We start from the raw sequence: 19225 nt of genomic DNA on the forward strand, positions 1-19225 counted from the left end.
ATGACTTTCGCAATCGAACCCAAACAGATCGGCATCATCGCCGCCAAAGAATTCCGCGAGCGCATCCGTAACCGCTGGGTGCTCGCGGTGACCACCGTCTTCACCGCCTTCGCTCTGGTCATCGCCTATTTTGGCTCGGCGCAGCAAGGGGCCGTCGGCTTCAGCAGCATCGAAGTCACCATTGCCAGCCTGGTCAGCCTGGTCATCTACCTGATCCCGCTGATCGCGCTGATCCTGGGCTTTGACGCCATCGTTGGCGAGCGCGAGCGCGGCTCCCTGGACCTGCTGCTGTCGATGCCGATCACACGCCTCGAACTGCTGCTGGGCAAGTTCCTCGGTCTGTCCGCGGCCCTGGCCTGTTCCACCGTGATTGGCTTCGGTCTGGTCGGTCTGCTGCTCGGCTTCAAGCTGCCGCCTTCTGCCTGGTATCACTATGCCGGCTTCATGCTGAGTTCAGTGCTGCTGGGCATGGCCTTCCTCAGCCTGGCGGTCATGGTTTCGGTCTTCGCGGCGGACCGCACCCGGGCCAGCGGCGGCGCCATTGCCCTGTGGTTCTTCTTCGTCCTGGTCTACGACCTGATCCTGCTGGGCGCGCTGGTCGTCAGCGGCGGTGCGGTCGCCACCGATGCCTTCCCCTATCTGCTGTTGCTCAACCCGGCTGACGTCTTTCGCATCCTCAATATCTTCGGGCTTGAAGAGGTTCGAACCCTTTACGGCTTGACCACCGTCTTCCCCGAGCGGCTCGCCAACCCGGGGCTGCTCGGAGCGGTCATGCTCGCCTGGATCACCCTGCCCCTGGCCGTCGCCAACTGGAAATTTCGCCAATGAAAACATCTCACACCCCCAAGCTGCGTGCTACCGCTGCCGCATTCACCTTGACCCTGGCATTGACCGGCGCTGCTGTCCTCGCCGGCTGCAGCAAGAACGAACCGGCGTCTCTCCAACCGATCGAGATCAGCCGCGACACCAGTTGCAGCCTGGACGGCATGACGCTGATGGACTACCCCGGGCCGAAGGCGCAGATGCAATACGCTCATGGCGAGCCTGACTTTTTTTGTGACACGGTCGAGATGTTCTCGATCTACCTGAAGCCCGAGCAGCAACAACGCGTGCGCGCCGTCTTTGTGCAGGACATGGCGCAAGCCGACTGGAACAATCCGGTGGGCCACTGGATTGATGCCAAGACCGCCTTCTACGTGGCTGGCTCCAAACGCCTGGGCTCCATGGGGCCAACGCTGGCATCATTTGCCAGCGAGGCCGACGCCGGCAAATTCGCCGCCAAGGAAGGCGGCAAGGTTTATCGGTTCGATCAGATCACCCCCGACATGGTCGTCCTCGACGGCGGGGTTCTCAAAGATCAAAAAATGTAAGAGGAATTTCGTGAGCAACTTTTTTGAAAAACTACCGTTTGAAGCGGCACAGGAGCTGGAGCAGCTGAGCCGCATCGCATTCGAATTGCGCGAGGGCCGCAAGCGCCTGCTGCAACAACATGATGCCGACAGCGAGGAGGCTTTGCTGGCGCTTGTCAGCAGCGGCGCCGTCGCCGAGCACCCTGGCTACGATCACTACCTCGGCGCCCGCATTCTTTCCAAGACGCAGCAAGCGGTGCGTAAGCAGTTGCAGGCGGTCATGGTGGAACTGGGAGGCCAATGATGCTGCACAGCGCCCTCAAGGAAGCCATCGACTCTCAATTCGCCCAAGCCATAACCGAACCCGCCGAGCTTTGCCAGGATGCGCTGCTGGTGCGCCTGGACAACGGCGTGGTCATCGAACTGCGGATCGCCAGCGCCGAGGAATATGCCATCGCCTGGCGTTGGGGCGACACAGAATTGCGCATCGACACAGCCCCCCTGCATCCACAACTCTCCACCTACCCCAACCACTTGCATACCGGCGAAGGTCAGCTGCTGCCCGATCCACTCACCCAACCCGGCCGCGATCCTTGGGACAACGTCAACGCGGTGATCACGGCGCTCATCGGCGATCCCCTGCTGCAGTCACAAGGCAAGTAAGTTCTGCCGCGCGGTGCCGGATCAACTCAATCTCTTGCCGTCGTCATGCGGTCACCCACACGGCCTGCAACGAGCGCTGCCACCAGTTGCGAACTCGACGGCATGCTGCTGGCCGACTACCCCGGCCCCGAGGCCCAGATTTTTTATGCCGGGCAAGCAGCCCCGCTCTTCTTTTGTGACACGGTCGAGCTGGTCAACACGCTGCTGCGGCCCGAGCAGGTACGCAAAATGGTCGCCGTCTATGTCCAGGACATGGGCCAAGCCGACTGGGAGCGGCCGCGCGGCGATTGGATCGACGCCCAAACCGCGCTGTACGTCCTGGGCAGCAAACGCCACGGCTCCATGGGGCCAACCTGAGTGTCGGTGCGCTGCACGACACGCGGATGTGGGCGCCAGGCCATGACGCGCAAGGGGCTTCTTTGTCGGTGTCGATCCTTCTTGTCCGGCGCAACGACAAGTCGGCAGCGCAGCAGCGCGCGCCTGATCGCCGCGGCATTGAGCTTGGCGGCGCTGTTGCTGGTCGCGCTGCTGCTGACCCGCCCAAGCGTCACCAAGATTGGCGCCGTGCCCGACGATATCTGTGTGATGGCACCGCCACAAGCTTACGACCCCGCCTCCGGTCAGGCCATGCTGGCCGCGCGTGCCATCCCGAAAGACGCGCGTTGCCCGGTCTGTGGCATGTACCCGGCGCGCGCCCCGCAATGGGCGGCGCAGCTGATCTTCAGCAATGGTGACGCCCATTTTTTTGACTCGCCACTGAGCCTCTACCTCTACCTGAACGCGGTGAGGCGTTATAGCCCGGGGCGCAGCGCCAGCGAGATTGCGGCCACCTATGTCACGGACACCGAGACGGGCCAGTGGACGCCCGCCGGGCAAGCCTTTTACGTGCACGGCTCCACGGCACTGGGCCCCATGCGCAATGGCAACTTGCCGGCCTTCGCCAACAAACGGGCAGCCGAGCAATTCGCACAGCAGCGCGGCGGGAAAGTGCGGGTCGCCGGGGACATCAGTCCGGCCTTGCTCAATGCGCTTGATACCCGGCCGACCCACACGCACAGCATGCAGTAATCAGGAAGAATTCAGGACTGGCCGGCACTGGTTTGGCCTGCGGGCCATTGACAGCGGTGCTGTACCAAGGCGGACTGAGCCGAAGCTCGAAGCGGCTGATTTCACTGACTTCAACCGTCAACCAGAAGCGTCGCTTACCCAAGCTTGCCGGCCCAAGGCGTTAGCGCATACCTGCATCACGACGATAACGGCGATGACCGCAATGCCACTCATATAGCTACTTTTTTTATAGCTACATACGCAAGCAACACGGGGGCTGGATCGCCAAATTGTTTGTAACTCGCAGCGTCATGGACGACGCTGCGTTGACACATCCAAGCGTCTCCCAGCACCCTCAGGCGAACCCGTGCGTGACCCGGCTCGCCTGCTCCTGCGGCTTGAACTGGTTGAAGCGCGGCAAAAACTTGTCCCAGTCGATGATGTGGCTGTCGAGCTCGGGGCCGTCAACACAGGCGTGCTTGCGCACCATCTTGCCGTCAATCGTCACCGGCACCATGCAGGCGCCGCACATGCCGGTGGCGTCGACCATGATCGAGTTCAGGCTGGCAACCGTCTTGACGCCATAGGGTTTGGTCAGATCGCTCACGGCACGCATCATCAGCGGCGGGCCAATCGTCACGACTTCGGCAATTTTGCGGCCCTGGCTGGTCTGACCATCCTTGAGCATGGCTTCAAGCGGCGTGGTGACAAAACCCTTTTGACAGAAGCTGCCGTCGTTGCTGGTGTAGATCACGTCGAGCAAATCGGGGAACTCGGCTTGCAGTTGGCTCACGCGTTCACCCGCCTTGACCCAGAACAGCAAGTCGGCATTGCGGAAGCCCGCAATCAGCGTGACGTGGTTGCCCAGGCGCAGGTGCGCGCGCATGATGGGGTAAACGGGCGGCAAACCCAGGCCACCTGCGGTAAACACCACCGTCTGCTGGCCCTCAAAACGGTGCAGTTCACTGGGCAGGCCCAGCGGGCCGGCGATACCGGTAAAGGCATCGCCCACCAACATGGCGTTGATGGCGATGCTGCTCGCGCCCATGGCCTGCACCACCAGGCAAATGGTGCCGGCTTTGGCATCCCAGTCGGCCAGCGTGAGCGGAATGAGTTCGCCCTTTTCCCAGGGCAACACGCGCACGAATTGGCCAGCCTGGGCCGCCTTGGCGACCAGGGGCGAATGCACGATGAACTCGACGATGCCATCGGCCAAATGAATCTTCTGCAGAATCGTCTGCGGCGCAGCACCCATCTCGGTGTAGTGCGCGGCGTTCCTGACCATGGCAGTGATCTCGTGCGCCGTCAGGTTGATGTCGCCCACAATCTCGCGCGCCGCGGCCTGGCCGTCGCCGGCGGCGCGGATGGCCGTGGAGCCGCCACGCGCCGCATCGCCACCCGAATAAACGCCGGGCAGCGAGGTCTGCTGCGAACCCGGCGCCACATCGATGGTGCCCCACTTGGTCGTCTTGAGGCTGGGCTCGGAGTCTTTGATGATCGGGTTGGGTGTGTTGCCCAGCGCCATGATGACCAGGTCCACCGTCATCGATTCGGTCTCGCCGGTGCTCACCGGACTGCGCCGGCCGGAGGCATCGGGCGCGCCCAGCGCGATCACATCGAGCAGGCTGTGGGTCACAAAATGGGTCTTGTCGTCGCCGATGAATTCGCGCGGCGCCCGTAATTCCTTGAGCTCAATGCCTTCCTCAAACGCGTGGTGCAACTCCTCGACCCGCACCGGCATCTCGGCCTGGGTGCGGCGATAGACGATGGTGACCAGCCCGCCCAGGCGGCGGGCGGTGCGCGCGGCATCCATCGCCGTGTTGCCGCCCCCAATGACCATGATGCGTTTGCCGCGTGTCTCGGGCAGGGGAGTCTCGTAGTCCGCGTGCAGACCCTGCATCAGGTTCACGCGCGTCAGGAACTCGTTGGCCGACATGACGTTGAGCAAGTGCTCACCGGGCACATTCATGAAGCGCGGCAAACCCGCACCGGTGCCGACAAATATCTTCCAGAAGCCGGCTTGTTTCAGGTCCTCCAGCGTCGCTGTTTTACCGACCACAAAGTTGGCGACAAACTTGCCGCCGAGTAATTTGATTTTGCCGACCACATCGTCGATCAGGTCGTTGGGCAGGCGGAACTCGGGAATGCCGTAGCGCAGCACGCCGCCCAGGGCATGAAAGGCCTCGAACACCGTCACCGGGAAACCCTCGGAGGCCAGCAGGTAAGCGTTGATCAGCCCGGCCGGGCCTGAGCCCACCACCGCCACGGGCGGCTTGTCGGCCTTGGCCCAAGGGTCGGGAATATTGGCAAAGCGCGCCGCAATGCCCTCGGCATTGACCAGCTTTTCGCGTTGCGGCAGATACCACTCGATCTGGCCAATCTCGATCGGCCGCTTCTGGTGCGTGCAGACGCCCTGGCACTGCAACTCCTGCGGGCAGACGCGCCCGGTCACATTGGGCAAGGGGTTGCAGTTCTCTATCAATTCCATCGCTTCGCGAAAGCGCCCGGTGCCGAGCAATTCGAGCATTTCCGGGATATGGATCTTGACCGGACAGCCGCCCTTGGGCTCGGCTTGGCCTGCGACACGCAGACCCAGCTCGCACGGCTTGTCTTCGCACTGCTTGTCGCGCAGCGCTTCCAGCCACACAAACATCTCCACCTCGCGCGCGCTGTAGCCCTGGCTCATGTAACCCAGGTAACCCTGGTTGACCAGGCCGAAGTCCTGGGACCTCTCCAGCGGATCGCGCATAGAGGGCGGGATGAAGTTTTCCGCCGGCCAGTTTTGCGACAGGCCCTTGAACATCGGGTAGCGCTCTGACAAATGGGTGTCGATGGCGCGCACAAACTTGCGTTTGAGTTTGAGCGGCACGTTCCAGACAAAGCGCATCAGCACTTTGCTGGTGTCGTCGTCACGCAGCATCAAGGCCCACAGGGTGCGGATGAAATCGGGCCCCAGCTCGTCTTGCTGAAACTCCCAGACCATGGCTTCGGTGCCGTCAGCAATAAAGATGTCGCGAAAGGCCTGCGGCTCGCTCAGCAGGCGCCGGCGCAACAACGCCAACTGGCGATGGAAGGTCTCCACCGCTTCGGTCTGCTCCAGGGCGTCGATCTGCGAGCGCGTGGCATCGAGCGTGCGGCTCGCGCTGACGTAGCGGCCCAGCTCGTCGCCGCTGGCTGGGCTCAGGCTCTCGGTGCTCACAGAATGATCTCCGCGTCGCAATTGGCCGCCACCCGCTTGATGCGGCTCTTGAGCTCAGGCGTGACTTTGATGCGCTCCATGGCGCCGGCAATCAGTTGGCCCACATCACGCGACTCGCCATTGACGACGATGCGGGTTTTCTCGAACAGTTCGGGCAGGTCCTGGTAGCAGGTCTTGCAGTCGGTGCATTTGACCTGATCGGCGATGTCGTAGCGCACCAGCGCTTCGGTCGCAGCGCCAACTACGGGGCTGGCCGCGGCGCTGCCAGCGCCTGCCGATTGCGCCATGATCGGTATCACCCGGGCGCCGCCGACCGGCGCTTTGCTGGCGGCGGCCAGCTCGGACATGGCACGCGCAAACGAGTCGAGCGAGCTGTCGCGCTGCGTCACCGAATCAAGGTACTGCGCTTGCAGGGTGGCCATGCCGAGGCGATGGCTCTCGTCCATTTTGGCCACATGCTGGCCGTCCAGGAACTGCAGCAGATGCCAGTATTTGCGCCGTTCTTCAACCAGCGCCACGATGGCCTCGGCCACCGCTATTTTGATCAGGCGCCTGTTGGCATCGGTGGACCAGATGAACGCGGTCTTGCCCGCACGCTCAGGCCGGGGCAGCTCAACATAAGCTTCGACCGGCAGCGCAAGCGTGTCGTCGGCGCCGAGCTTGTGAAACTGCTTCTTGAAGCGCACTTCACCCAAGGCAAAGTGCGCCGGTGTCAGCGCCATGCTCATCAGCTTGAGCTGGCCCTCGTCGTCCTGGTATTCCAGCGTTGTCGTCGCCCAGGTCTGCAGCGGATCGGGGTTGCCTTCGAGCGAGAACCAGTCGTGCAGCGTGCTGCCACGGCGCGGGTCATGCACAAACACCGGGCTCATGCGGCTCTCGACCGCCAGGCGGGAGCGCTCGGACGATGCGCCATCGCCAATGCCCTGCTCACCCTGGCACGGGGTATAGACGTCGAGCACGGCGGGGCCGTCGGTGTAGGACAGGCACTCCATCGTGTTTTTCAAAAAGTGGCCCTGCAGCGCGGTGCTGGTGGCGCACACAAACACATTGGAGTGGAATGCTGCGATCAGGCCGAGTTCCTTGCGCGACTCGTGCTTGCCCGTCGCCGTGCTGCCAAAGCGCGCCAGGTCAGAGTCTTGCCCCAGAAAGCTCGAGGTTGAGGCTTGACCGCCGGTATTGGAATAAGACCCGGTGTTGAGCACCAGGACTTTAAGCGGTGTGCCACTCATCAAAATGCGCGACAGCGCGCCAAAACCGATGTCGTAGGTGGCGCCGTCGCCGCCGATGGTGATCACGGTCGGCATCAGGCCCAGCTCGGCCACGCTGAACTGCTCCCACGACAACATGCGCAAGGCGGGGTCGTGGACTTGGGCGTCATAGGCATCCGCCAGCTCCAGCCGCGCCAGGCGCAGTGCACGCACATCGCCGACGGTCTGCGCCGCAATGCCCTCAAAAATACCTTTGGCCAAAGGCTGTGCATCCTGGAACAGGCTGTTGACCCACGGGTCCTTGAAAGCGTTGAACGGGAAGGTGGAGGCGTAGACACTGCTGCAGCCGGTCGAATTGGCCACCACCGTGCCAGCCGGGCCGTTGCCGGTGGGGCCGCTCTCGTACAAATAGAGCCTCTTTTCCAGCGTGTTGATGAGCGCGCCCAGGCGTTGCTGGCGCTCGGCGTCATGGTCGGCCAGCGCCACTTGCTTGTCTCGCATGCGGCCAATCAGGTTCTCCAACTCACGAATATGCTCGCGCTGACGCCTGTCGGCCAAGGCGTGGCTGGTGGCCATGACCAGACGGGTGGCAGTCACCTCGCCACAGCCACGGCAGGCGCCGTGGCCGCCGGTGGTGCTGTAGTAGTTGGCGCGGTCAAGCAGCAGGCGCTTGATCTCGCCGCCGGGCTGGATCGCATCAACCACAAAGCGCGCCGGCGTGTTGGGCGTCTTGCTCATGAAATCAAAACGCTGTTGCAGGGTTTGCAACAAGGCCGCATCCTGTTCGCGGGTGACCAAGGCACCCGGGCCGCAAACCTCTACACATTCCAGACAGCCGGTGCATTTCCACGGGTCGACCGTGACACCGTAGAGAGCGCCGCTGCCCGGTTTGGCCTTTTCCATGGCGTCAAAGAAGGGCCGCGTGCGCGCGACCGGATAGAGCGCCAGGGCATCGATCAGCGTGCTGAAGTTGCGCAGCACGGTCACGTTCTCGGTCTCCAGATGGGTCGCGGCCTCGGCCACCAGCTCATGGAACGGCCGCGCTTCTCTGCTCTGGCGATAAGCCTCCCGCACGCTGGCCGTCAGCGCATAGACATGGCCGCGCATGAGCTCGCGCTGGACGGGCGGGATGTCGAGTTGGCCGATGCCCGTGAGCAGCAGTTCATGAATGTCATGCACGCTGTTGGGGATGGCGCCGTCCGGACAGACCAGCGCGCACTCCATGCAACCGGTGCACAAGTCGGCCTTGAACTCGGGCACGCTGCGGCGAAACAGCCCTTTGTCCTTGGCACTGGCGGTACCCGCCGGCATGAACAGACCCGTGCCGGGCAGCACCGGCGCCTCGCCAATCGCCCCTTCGCGGAACGGGTCGAGCACCATGTCGTCGTAATAGCCGCGGTCAAACATGCCCGCGCAGCCTGAGCTGCCTGCGCTCTGGCACATGGACGCCGACAGCGACACATCGTGAATCGCAATTGGCGCGGGCCTGGCGTCGATACGGGCGAACGCATCCAGCGCGTAATCCACTTTTTGCGTCGCCTCAATGCCCTCGCGGATGACCGCCATATTGCCCTCCATCACGGCGCCGCCCTTGCCCCCAAATTTCTTGGCGATTTGCTGGCGGACTTTTTCCAGGATCACTTCCGGGGCCGCGCCTGCTGCCACCTGACTGACATGACCGGCGACAGCGCCGATGAAGGCAATGCCCATCATGCGGGTCGCCAGCTCCGGCGTTGGCGCATGCTTTTTGGCCACGGCAAAGGCATCCACAATGAAGAAATTGATTTGTCTCTCACGGATGGTTTTGCGCGCCTGGACCGGCAGCTCTTGCCAGACCTCTTCGGCGCTCGCATTCGACTGCAGGATAAAGGTGCCGCCCGCGACCAGCCCGAGCAGCGGATTGGTGTGACTGAACACCTTGTGATCCGGGGCGATGACGACCTCCACATCCTCCAGTTCGGCGTTGGTGATCTTGACCGGCTCCGGGCTCAGGGTGATGTAGTAGTTGGTCGGTGCCCCGCTCTTCTCGGAGCCGTATTTGGGCGCCGACTTGGAGTGCATCTCCAGCACACCGGCCAGGATGTCGGTCAGCAGTTTGCCCGATGCAATCGTGCCGTAGCCACCCACCGAGTGAAAGCGCACCCGAAAGCCGGCATCGGGCAGCAGCTTCGGATTGGCCTCGGTTTCAAGCGCCATCAGCTCGGTTTCAGGGTAAGCCAGCTTCAGGCGCGCCTGCAGCTCAGCCACACGTGGTGTTGCCGTCTGCGAGAAGAACTGGGAGCCCAGATAAATCAAGGGCGCCGTGTTGCCGTCGGCCATGTTCTTGAAAGCCGCAATCAAGTGGCGCGGCTGCAGGTCATGGCCGCCCAGACCAAAGATCGCCGTGGTCAGCAGCGGGCTGGCGCTGAGTGCGGGAATTCCGGGATGACGCAGTTGCGCGGCGTTTTCGCGTGCCTTGAACAGCGCCTGCGTCACCAGGCTGGTGAGCGCCGTCTGATCGGAGCGTTCCAGCACCGTCACTGCCTTTTTGCCTTGCAAGGCAGCGATCAGCTGGCCTTCCGGAAAAGGTTGCAGCAGTTTGATGGCGATCAAGCCCACCTTCTGCCCCAAGCCGCGCAGGTGGCTGACCACCGCTTCGACGTCGTCCGTGACCGAGCCCAGACCCACCATCACGGTGTCGGCGTCATCACACATAAAGGTTTGCACCGGCGCGTACTGGCGTCCGGAAAGTGCCGCGTATTCGTCCATCGCCTGACGCACGAAGGCAGGCACCGCGTTGGCAAAGTGGGTGCGGTGATCGACGGCACCGGCTTGAAAATCAGCCTGGTTTTGCACTGCGCCGGTCAGTCCCGGGTTATTCACATCCACCAGCGCGGGCACCAATTGGCGCGTGCCTTTCTCAAAGGCATTGACCCACTGGCGCTGCCATTGGCCCTGCAATTCTTCGGGCAGCCAACCCAGCGTCTGGGCGACCAATTTGCCGACATTGTCTTGTTCCACTTCAGCGGCGTTGGCATCAAGAAAACTGCTCAGCTTTGACAGACTGTCATCCGTCAGGTCAGCCTGGTGGCGCGCCAGGTAGTGCTGCAACTGGACCACCCGGCCTTTGGCACCGTAGAGCATCTCCTGCGCCAGCGTCGGCGCCTTGATGCGCCCGGCCGGGTCGCCCAGATACTCGGCCAGCAATGCGGGCTCGGGCATCAGCGCTTCACACAGCATGTGGCTGGTGGCAAAACCGTCCATGGCGTTGGCGACCGGAATCAGCGACAGCGACGCGACGCGGTAAGAAATCGCCGCCAGATCGGCCGCTTCCTGCGGGTTGGCACCAAACAGAATGGTGTAGCCCGAGGACATCAGGGCATAAACGTCGTCATGCCCGGCCATGACGTTGAGCGAATGTTTGGACACCACGCGCGCGGCGACCTGCAGCACAAAGCCACCGACCTTTTTGCCAACGGTGACGTAATGCGATTCAAGCGCGTACAAAATGCCCTGGCTCGACGAGGCATTGGAAATAAACTGCCCGCCCGTCAACGCCGCCCCCAGCGCACCGCTTTGCGCCGAATGCTCGCCCTCAGGGCCGAAGAAAAATGGGTGTTTGCCCCAGACATTGATGCCGCCCTCGGCCCGGAAGGCCTCGTAGATCTCGGCAATCTCGGTCGAAGGCGTGATGGGGTAACCGATGACACCGCCGCAGACATGGTTCATGACGTAGGCGACCGCGCCGTTGCCGTGGATGACGTTGGGGATGCCGGGGTACTTGGCTATTTGGGTTTTCATCTTGCAGTGGGTGTCTGTGAGCGGTCAATCGATCTCAAGTCCCGAGCCCGATGACATGCGCGCGGCTGCCGCGGCAGACGTTCCAGTGGGCTCTGGAAGCTAAATTAATGAGACCCCCTGCCCGGCGCCTTGGGAGCACCCGGCAGGAAACCTCGCACGGCGCTTGCCGGAGATTTTCCGGCCTACAAAAAGGCAAGTGGCTTAACACTCACCCCAACTGGTCAAACGGGCAGTTGAGCCGCTCGTCTGATCGTGAGTTTCAAGTATAAGAACTTCACTTCCAGCACAACCGGCATATCAACCTGCTATTACGCACAGATCAAAGTTCTGATAAGTAAATGTTGTTTTTGTGCGGCCAACTGGCAAGAAATCCCAACATCCAGACATCAGGCGAGGGCTATCCGGTCTGGCACTGGATTGTCCAGCGCGTTTTTACGTGGATGCCGGGCGCCCGCTGCGACTGAAGACAAAAATCCCCGCCACCACCAACACCGTGCCCGCCGCCACCCAGGCGGTGAAGGGTTCGCCCAGAATCACGACACCCATCAAAATGGTGGACATCGGGCCGACCATGCCGGCCTGCGCCGCCAGACTGGGACCAATGCGCTCAATCGCCATCATCACCATCAACACCGGCGCCGCCGTGCACAGCGTGGCGTTGAGGATGGAGAGCCAGATCACCTCGGGCGCCACCAGCGCGGCACTCCAGGGGCGCAGCAGCACAAACTGGCCGATGCACAACAGGCAGGCCACGGTGGTGGCCAAGCCGACCAGACGCAAGGAGCCCAGCCGCTGCACCAATTCGCCACTGAACGTCATGTACAAGGCATAGCTGACCGCACTGAGAAAAACCAGCAAGGCCCCCAACGCCGCGTCACGGCCCAAGAATTGGATCTCGTGGCCAAACACCAGCAGCACCCCGCAATAACTGATCAGCATGCCCCAGCCCTGCGCACGCTGGATATGGCGCTGGTACAGCAGCAAGCCCAGCAGCAGCACCAGCGTCGGGTTCAGGTACAGGATCAGGCGCTCCAGCGAGGCGCTGATATAGGCCAGACCGGCAAAGTCGAGAAAACTGGCCAGGTAGTAGCCCGTCACCCCCAAGCCCAGAATGCCCCGCCAGTCCTGGCGCGTCGGCGCCGGCTTGCCGCGACTGGCCCACCAGGCCATCAACGCAAAAATAGGCAGCGCAAACAGCATGCGGTACATGATCAGCGTGACCGCGTCCACCCCATAGCGGTAAGCCAGCTTGACGATGATCGCCTTGCCGCTGAAAGCAATCGCACCCAGCACCGCCAGCGACAATCCAAATGCTATTTTTTTAGGAGCTATTTGTCCAATAGATACGGGGGCTACAGCCATTATTTATATATATTCTTGAAAACCACACTGAGCCAGTGCAGCTCAGTTGTTTTTAAAAACCTTGTGGTGCAAGCGGCGCAGCGACCACCAGACCCCCAGCGCCACCACCGGAATAGCCGCCGCCGCCGTGCTTTCTCCGCTCCAGGGCCAGCCCAGCTGGGTCGCGCCCTTGGCCAGGTAACTCACCAGACCGACGATGTAATAGGTGATGGCGGCCACCGACAGCCCCTCCACCGTCGACTGCAATTTAAGCTGCAGGTCTTGCCGCTGATTCATGGTCGCCAGCAAGGCCTGACTGCTTTGCTGCTGTTCGATCTCGACCCGCGTGCGCAATAAGTTGCTGATGCGCGAGACCCGCTGCGACAACGCGTCCTGGCGTCGGGTGGCCCACTCGCAGGTGCTGCGTGCAGGGCTCAAGCGCCGGTCCATGAATTCACCGATGGTCTGCATGCCGGGTAAGGCAGACTCGTTGATTTCTTTGATGCGCTTGTCCACCAGCTCAAAATAAGCGGCGCTGGCCGAAAAACGCGAATGTGTGGCCGCGTGCTGGCTCTCCACCTGCCCGGCCAGCTTGGTCAGGCGGTCCAGCAGCAGCGGCTCATCCTCGGGTCTGGCACTGCGAATGGCGCTGGCGAGCTCGACCAGCTCACGCTCGGCGCTGGATAACATGCCAGATGCCTCGCGCGCCGTCGGCAGGCCCAGCAAAGCCGCCATGCGGTAGGTTTCAATCTCCAGCAGGCGCTGTACCAGACGGCCCAAGCGGCGCGGCGACAAGTTGCCCGCCAGCAGCACCATGCGTGAAAAGCCATCGGCATGCATGGCAAAGTCGGTGTAGACCTCACCACCACCACCGGCCACGCTGGAGGCCAGCAAGGAATCTTCCAGCAGCACCTGTTTCACCAACGCCGACGTGCCCAGCGTGTGGTTTGAAATCACCCACAGGTGCAAGCTGCACAAACACTGCCCCGGCAGACCCGTCAACCAGTCTTGCGGCACGGCGGCCAGGGCGAGCGCGGGCTCGATCTCGCCCAAACGGGCGGTGGACAGCGGGCACATGAAGGTCCAGGTGACAAACTCGGTGTGTAACTCCCAGCGAATGTGGAACGGGCCAAAGTCCATCCGGAAGTGACTGGACTGCGGGTCAGGCAGCGGCAGATGGTGGTCGCGTAAGAGCGCCGACACATGAGCGCGACTGGCATCGCGCTGCGCCGCGTCGCACAGCATGACCACATGGGAGATCGCCAGGGGCGCAGCCAGCGCCTGCGGCGGGCGGGCGTGAACCTCGTTGTGCAGCGCGGCGCGTTGCGGGTGCTGGGGCAAACGCGATGGCAGAAGCGATTTGAGTGGCATGGGACTTCCTTGCGGCGATTGAGTTCAGGCCTCGACAAACGCTTCTTCGCGCTTCTTTTTGATCGACGGCAGCAGCACCGTCAGCAGCAACAGCGCCGCCAGCGCCAACAGGCTCGCCGACAGGGGACGCGTCAGCAAGACGCTCCAGTCACCGCGCGACAGCAGCAGCGCACGGCGCAGGTTTTCTTCCATCATCGGCCCCAGAATAAAACCCAGCAGCAGCGGTGCCGGCTCCATGCCGAGCTTGATGAACACATAGCCAATGACCCCAAACAAGCCCACCATCCACACGTCCCAGGTGCTGTTGTTGGTGGAATAAACCCCAATCGCGCAAAACAGCACGATGGCCGGAAACAGCCAGCGGTACGGCACGCTCAGCAGCTTGATCCAGATGCCAATCAGCGGCAGGTTCAACACAATCAACATGGCATTGCCAATCCACATGGACGCAATCAGGCCCCAAAACAGCTCCGGGTTGCTGGTCATCACCTGCGGGCCGGGCTGGATGTTGTGGATGGTCATGGCGCCCACCATCAGCGCCATCACCGCGTTGGGTGGAATGCCCAAGGTCAGCAAGGGAATGAAGGAGGTTTGCGAGGCCGCGTTGTTGGCCGACTCCGGCGCGGCCACGCCCCGGATATTGCCTTGGCCAAATGGCACTTCACCCGGCTGCAGGCTGGTTTTCTTCTCGAGCGTGTAGGCCGCGAACGCCGCCATCACCGCGCCACCGCCCGGCAAAATACCCAACACCGAGCCCAGGGCCGTGCCACGCAGGACCGCCGGCACCATGCGCTTGAAGTCCTGCCGGCTTGGCAGCAAGCCCTGTACACGGGCGATGAATACTTCACGTTCGCTCTCATGTTTGCCCAGGTTGCTGATGATCTCGCCATAGCCAAACAGGCCCATGGCAATCACGATAAAACCGATGCCGTCGGTCAGCTCCGGAATGTCAAAACTGAAACGCGCCACCCCCGAGTTGACATCGGTGCCGACCATGCCCAGCAGCAAACCCAGCAAAATCATGCCAAACGCCTTGAGCAGCGAGCCCGAGGCCAGCACCACGGCGCCAATCAGCCCCAGCACCATCAATGAAAAATATTCGGCCGCGCCAAACATGAAGGCGAGCTCGGTCAAGGGGACGGCAAAGGCGGCGAGCACCAGCGTGCCGACACAGCCGGCAAAAAACGAGCCCAGTCCAGCCGCCGCCAATGCCGGGCCGGCGCGGCCCTGGCGCGCCATCTGGTAGCCGTCAATCACCGTGACCACCGACGACGCCTCACCCGGCAGGTTGACCAGAATGGCCGTGGTGGAGCCGCCATACTGGGCCCCGTAGTAAATACCGGCCAGCATGATCAGCGCCGACACCGGGGGTAGCCCGTAGGTGGCGGGCAACAGCATGGCGATGGTGGCCAGCGGCCCAATGCCCGGCAGCACACCAATCAAGGTGCCCAGCAGACAGCCGACAAAGGCATACGTGAGGTTGATCGGTGTGAAGGCGACACCGAAACCGAGCGAGAGGTGGTTGATCAGCTCCATCATGATCCAACCGTCAAAGCGGGCCACACCACAAACTGCAGTTTGAGCACCAGCACAAAGGCCAGGTAGCTCAGCACAGCCAACACCGTGGCCAGCACGGCAGCTTCTTTGGCCTTGAAGCGGTCACCCGCCAGACTGGCCATGAAGGTCAGCGCGTAAATGCCGACGATCAAGCCCAGGGCCGGCACTTTCAGGCTCGGCAAGCCGCCCAGTGCAACACCGAACACCAGATTGGCCGCGATGATGAACACCAGCGGCCGCCAGGCAAAGCGGCCCACCTTTTCTCCCTCTGGCGTTTCAATCACCATGGCCTTGAATGTCATGACGGTGCCCAGCAGCGCCAGCAACACCCCCAGCAGCAAGGGAAAATAGCCCGGCCCCATGCGGGCGCTATCGCCGATCCTGTAATCAGTGGCGCCCCAGGCAAATGCAATGCCCACCACCGTGAACAGGAGACCAGAGAAAAAGTCTTGCTGACTCTTAACTTTCATCAAAAATTACCTCGAAATAGCTTCACACACGAATGCCTGACGGCAGAGCTGCTGCCTCAGGTCAGAATCAGGTTAACGGTGGCGTGCTGGAGAGGACTTCTTCCAGCACCGTCAAACCTTCGGCCACACGCAAGGCACCGGCCAGCCGCAGCGGGCGCATGCCATCAAGCACGGCCTGGCGCTTGAGTGCATCGGCGTTGGGCTCCCGGGTTATTTTTTCCTTGAAGGCTTCACCGACGACCAGCAACTCATACAGGCCCATGCGGCCCATGAAGCCGGTCATGCGGCAATCGACACAGCCGACCGGCTTGAACGGTTTGTAGCCGCCGTTGATCTGCCACGGCTTGACCACACCGGCCAGTGCCTCGCGCGTCGCCGCTGGGTCGGGCACCTTGCAATGCGGGCACAAGGTGCGCACCAGGCGCTGCGCCAGCACACCCAGCAGCGTGGCAGTGATCAGGTAGGACGGCACACCCAGTTCCATCAAGCGCGTCACCGCTGACGGCGCGTCGTTGGTGTGCAAGGTGGAGAACACCAGATGGCCGGTGAGCGCGGCCTGCACCGCCATCTCGGCGGTCTGGCTGTCGCGGATCTCACCGACCATGATGATGTCGGGATCTTGCCGCATCAGGGCGCGCAGGCCTTCCGGAAAACCAAAATCGAGCTGCAGCTGCACCTGGGTCTGGTTGAACGAAGGCTCAATCATTTCGATCGGGTCTTCCACCGTGCTGACGTTCACCTCCTCAGTGGCGATCCGTTTCAGGGTCGAATACAGGGTCGTGGTCTTGCCCGACCCGGTGGGTCCGGTGACCAGAATGATGCCGTTCGGCCGCTTGACCAAAGCCTCCCAGCGCTGCGCATCGTGGACTGAGAAACCCAGGGCATCGAGGTCCTTGACGGTGGTGTCCGGGTCGAAGATCCGCATCACCATCTTCTCGCCAAAAGCGGTGGGCAGCGTCGAAATCCGCATCTCGATTTCATCGCCGCGCGGATTGCGGGTCTTGATGCGGCCGTCTTGCGGACGGCGGCGTTCCACCACGTCCATGCGGCCCAGCAACTTGATGCGCGCCGTCATGGCGGTAAGCACGCCCATCGGCATCTGGTACACCGGGTGCAACACACCGTCAATGCGAAAGCGGATCACGCCCTGCTCGCGCCGCGGCTCCAGGTGAATGTCGCTGGCGCGCTGGTCAAACGCATATTGCCAGAGCCAGTCCACCACCTGCACGACACTCTGGTCGTTGGCATCAAGCTGTTTGTTGGTCTTGCCCAGTTCCACCAACTGCTCAAAACTGGCACCCCCGGCGTTGCCACCGGCCTTGTTGGCGGCACGCACCGACTTGGCCAGCGCAAAAAATTCTGCGGTGTAACGGTGAATGTCCTGCGGGCTGGCCACCACCCGGCGCACGCTGCGGCGCGACTGCCGCTCCACTTCAGCCACCCAATCCGTCATGAAAGGTTCGGCGGTGGCCACCACAATTTCACTCGGGGTAACTTGCACCGGCAAAATCTTGTGGCGCTCGGCATAGGCCGCACTCATGGTGTCGGCCACTTTGCCCACATCGACCTTGAGCGGGTCGATGCGCAAATAGTCCAGGCCGGCGCGCCCGGCCAGCCATTGGGTCAACAGCTCAATGTCCAGCGGCTTGCCATCACTGGCACGACGCACCGACACACTGGCCAGGCGCACCAGGGGGTGCTGCACACTCTCGGCCTGGGCGCAGCGCGCGTTGATGCGCTGCGCTTCTTCGGTGCTAATGACGCCGTCGCCGTGCAACCAGAGCACCAGGCTGCGCCAATCCAGCGGGCCGGCATGGGCCGGGTGGCGGGTCCTGGATGCTGCGGCGCTGTTCATGTCAGCATCGGCTTGAACACGCGCACCCACTTGCTGGCGGGCAGACCCCATTGCGCCTCGATGATGTCAGCGCGCGCCATCAACACCTCGCGCTTGGGGCGGCTTGGCGTACTCTGCGCCAGCACCACGGTATTGCCTTCGCGCGTGGGCTTGAAGGCCCAAACAGCTTCCTTGCCAAAAGCGGCCGATATTTTTTCGACACTGCGGGCAAAGCTGGAGGCGCGGCCGAACAGGTTCACCGTCATGCAGCCCTGCGGTGTCAACATACGCCGGCATTGGTTATAAAACGGCAGGCTGTCGAGCACCGGTGCCGCCGCCTCATGGTCATATAGATCGACCTGCAGTGCGTCCACCGTGCCCCACCACTTGGGGTTCTGCATTTCTTGCGCGGCGTCCGCCAGCACCACCTGCAGGCGGGCGTTTTCAGCCGGCAGCTTGAACCAGCCACGGCAGGCGACAAGCACCTGCGGGTTAAGCTCAATGGCGGTTGTTTTCATGCGCAGCACTTTGTGGCAGAACTTGGTGAGGGACCCTGCACCCAAGCCCAGCTGCACCGCCTGGCGGTCTTTGACCGAATCGGGCTCCACAAAGAGCAGCCAGGCCATCATGCGCTGGATGTACTCATGCACCAGCGCGTTGGGCTCGTCCAGGTACATCGAGCCCTGAATCCATTCGGTGCCAAGATGCAGGTGACGGACCGGGCCGTCGTCAGAGAAATTAACTTCGGGGAGGGTGTGTGTGCGTTTTTTCAAGATGGGGCGATTATCCCCAAACGCTGTGCCGAACCGTTGAGAGAGCCCGCCGCCCTGCGCCCGCACGGGCGTTCAGAGCAGCCCGGCCGCCGCCACCGCCTTGCGCCAGGCCGCGAGCTTGCGCTCAAAACTCCAGCTGGCATTGGCCGGGCTGGTTGAGGGCAACTTGAGCACCGGCAGGCCCAAGGTGGCGGTGTATTTGGCGTGCCGAAAGCTCTCGCCGCCGTTGTGGGCAATCAGCTGAAGTTGCGGGCAGCGAAGCCTGAGTCCGCTGAAATCGTTGACCTGTGGCTGGCGAATGGCCGTGTCCAGACTGCCTTCGCGCTCGCAGGAGGCATAGACATCCCAAATACCAAGACCTTGCGCCAGCAGCCAGGCGCTACGTTCTTGATAGCTAGCTGCGCTTATTCCACGGGGGCTGGAAGGGAAAATAGCTTGAAGAATTCGCCAAAACTGGTTTTGCGGGTGGGCGTAATACTGCTGCCGCGCCAGCGAGGTGATGCTTGGGAAACTGCCCAACACCAGCAGCCTGGTGTTCTCGGAGACGAGGGGTGGCAAGCCGAACAGGCGTGGCGTTTGGGGCGAGATGGCAGCGCTCTGTTGGTCTTTGACCATCAGTCCGGGAGATGGGGA

Annotated in this window: 14 protein-coding genes and 1 pseudogene; 6 read left to right on the forward strand and 9 right to left on the reverse strand. The window is 62.4% G+C overall.

What is annotated here, in order from left to right:
- The 6 genes and pseudogenes from RFER_RS16210 (at position 1) to RFER_RS23080 (ending at position 3080) form a co-directional block, all read left to right on the forward strand.
- Entirely contained in the window at positions 1 to 828 is an 828-nt protein-coding gene (locus RFER_RS16210; RefSeq protein WP_011465474.1) for an ABC transporter permease, read from the forward strand.
- Positions 825 to 1370: a nitrous oxide reductase accessory protein NosL gene (locus RFER_RS16215; RefSeq protein WP_011465475.1), complete on the forward strand. Its 546-nt coding sequence runs from the start codon at positions 825 to 827 to the stop codon at positions 1368 to 1370. The genes RFER_RS16210 and RFER_RS16215 overlap by 4 nt, the downstream gene beginning before the upstream one ends.
- Positions 1371 to 1380: 10 nt before the next feature.
- A complete protein-coding gene (locus RFER_RS16220) occupies positions 1381 to 1653 on the forward strand; it encodes a hypothetical protein (protein WP_011465476.1) in 273 nt (90 codons plus the stop codon).
- Positions 1653 to 2012 (forward strand): toxin-antitoxin system TumE family protein, encoded by a 360-nt coding sequence (locus RFER_RS16225; RefSeq protein WP_011465477.1) that lies wholly within the window; start codon positions 1653 to 1655, stop codon positions 2010 to 2012. The genes RFER_RS16220 and RFER_RS16225 overlap by 1 nt, the downstream gene beginning before the upstream one ends.
- A gap of 3 nt (positions 2013 to 2015) precedes the next feature.
- Positions 2016 to 2366 (forward strand): annotated as a pseudogene (locus RFER_RS16230) (nitrous oxide reductase accessory protein NosL); the annotation flags it as partial.
- A gap of 45 nt (positions 2367 to 2411) precedes the next feature.
- Entirely contained in the window at positions 2412 to 3080 is a 669-nt protein-coding gene (locus RFER_RS23080; RefSeq protein ID WP_011465479.1) for a nitrous oxide reductase accessory protein NosL, read from the forward strand.
- A 334-nt stretch (positions 3081 to 3414) separates the two neighbouring features.
- On the opposite strand, the gene RFER_RS16240 is transcribed toward RFER_RS23080, so the two are convergent.
- The 9 genes from RFER_RS16240 to RFER_RS16280 all read right to left on the reverse strand — a co-directional run bounded on the left by RFER_RS16240 (position 3415) and on the right by RFER_RS16280 (position 19207).
- Positions 3415 to 6258 (reverse strand): sulfide/dihydroorotate dehydrogenase-like FAD/NAD-binding protein, encoded by a 2844-nt coding sequence (locus RFER_RS16240; protein WP_011465480.1) that lies wholly within the window; start codon positions 6256 to 6258, stop codon positions 3415 to 3417.
- Positions 6255 to 11246, reverse strand: coding sequence for a 2-oxoacid:acceptor oxidoreductase family protein (locus RFER_RS16245; RefSeq protein WP_011465481.1), 4992 nt, complete (start codon positions 11244 to 11246; stop codon positions 6255 to 6257). The genes RFER_RS16240 and RFER_RS16245 overlap by 4 nt, the downstream gene beginning before the upstream one ends.
- 432 nt (positions 11247 to 11678) lie before the next feature.
- Positions 11679 to 12608 carry a DMT family transporter gene (locus RFER_RS16250; RefSeq protein WP_011465482.1) on the reverse strand — a complete coding sequence of 310 codons (930 nt, stop codon included), beginning with the start codon at positions 12606 to 12608 and terminating at the stop codon, positions 11679 to 11681.
- Between the two features lie 42 nt (positions 12609 to 12650).
- Complete coding sequence (locus tag RFER_RS16255) at positions 12651 to 13958, reverse strand: DUF3422 family protein (RefSeq protein ID WP_011465483.1); 1308 nt, start codon at positions 13956 to 13958, stop codon at positions 12651 to 12653.
- Positions 13959 to 13982: 24 nt separating this feature from the next.
- Entirely contained in the window at positions 13983 to 15494 is a 1512-nt protein-coding gene (locus tag RFER_RS16260; RefSeq protein ID WP_041792613.1) for a tripartite tricarboxylate transporter permease, read from the reverse strand.
- Positions 15494 to 15985 (reverse strand): tripartite tricarboxylate transporter TctB family protein, encoded by a 492-nt coding sequence (locus tag RFER_RS16265; protein ID WP_011465485.1) that lies wholly within the window; start codon positions 15983 to 15985, stop codon positions 15494 to 15496. Before RFER_RS16265 ends, RFER_RS16260 begins: the two co-directional genes overlap by 1 nt.
- A 67-nt stretch (positions 15986 to 16052) precedes the next feature.
- Positions 16053 to 17840 carry a GspE/PulE family protein gene (locus tag RFER_RS16270; RefSeq protein ID WP_011465486.1) on the reverse strand — a complete coding sequence of 596 codons (1788 nt, stop codon included), beginning with the start codon at positions 17838 to 17840 and terminating at the stop codon, positions 16053 to 16055.
- Positions 17837 to 18592 carry a spermidine synthase gene (locus tag RFER_RS16275; protein WP_404818481.1) on the reverse strand — a complete coding sequence of 252 codons (756 nt, stop codon included), beginning with the start codon at positions 18590 to 18592 and terminating at the stop codon, positions 17837 to 17839. The genes RFER_RS16270 and RFER_RS16275 overlap by 4 nt, the downstream gene beginning before the upstream one ends.
- Before the next feature lie 72 nt (positions 18593 to 18664).
- Complete coding sequence (locus tag RFER_RS16280) at positions 18665 to 19207, reverse strand: DNA-deoxyinosine glycosylase (protein WP_011465488.1); 543 nt, start codon at positions 19205 to 19207, stop codon at positions 18665 to 18667.
- Positions 19208 to 19225 lie beyond the last annotated feature (18 nt).

Origin of the sequence: Rhodoferax ferrireducens T118, assembly GCF_000013605.1 — a bacterium.
Taxonomy (GTDB): domain Bacteria; phylum Pseudomonadota; class Gammaproteobacteria; order Burkholderiales; family Burkholderiaceae_C; genus Rhodoferax; species Rhodoferax ferrireducens.

What these genes read in the sequence shown, in the direction of transcription:
- RFER_RS16260 (WP_041792613.1), bottom strand. Translation starts at nt 15,494, where the DNA reads ATGGAGCTGATCAACCACCTCTCGCTCGGTTTCGGTGTCGCCTTCACA.
- RFER_RS16250 (WP_011465482.1), bottom strand. Translation starts at nt 12,608, where the DNA reads ATGGCTGTAGCCCCCGTATCTATTGGACAAATAGCTCCTAAAAAAATA.
- RFER_RS16215 (WP_011465475.1), top strand. Translation starts at nt 825, where the DNA reads ATGAAAACATCTCACACCCCCAAGCTGCGTGCTACCGCTGCCGCATTC.
- RFER_RS16210 (WP_011465474.1), top strand. Translation starts at nt 1, where the DNA reads ATGACTTTCGCAATCGAACCCAAACAGATCGGCATCATCGCCGCCAAA.
- RFER_RS16225 (WP_011465477.1), top strand. Translation starts at nt 1,653, where the DNA reads ATGCTGCACAGCGCCCTCAAGGAAGCCATCGACTCTCAATTCGCCCAA.
- RFER_RS16270 (WP_011465486.1), bottom strand. Translation starts at nt 17,840, where the DNA reads ATGAACAGCGCCGCAGCATCCAGGACCCGCCACCCGGCCCATGCCGGC.
- RFER_RS16245 (WP_011465481.1), bottom strand. Translation starts at nt 11,246, where the DNA reads ATGAAAACCCAAATAGCCAAGTACCCCGGCATCCCCAACGTCATCCAC.
- RFER_RS16265 (WP_011465485.1), bottom strand. Translation starts at nt 15,985, where the DNA reads ATGAAAGTTAAGAGTCAGCAAGACTTTTTCTCTGGTCTCCTGTTCACG.
- RFER_RS16280 (WP_011465488.1), bottom strand. Translation starts at nt 19,207, where the DNA reads ATGGTCAAAGACCAACAGAGCGCTGCCATCTCGCCCCAAACGCCACGC.
- RFER_RS16255 (WP_011465483.1), bottom strand. Translation starts at nt 13,958, where the DNA reads ATGCCACTCAAATCGCTTCTGCCATCGCGTTTGCCCCAGCACCCGCAA.
- RFER_RS23080 (WP_011465479.1), top strand. Translation starts at nt 2,412, where the DNA reads ATGACGCGCAAGGGGCTTCTTTGTCGGTGTCGATCCTTCTTGTCCGGC.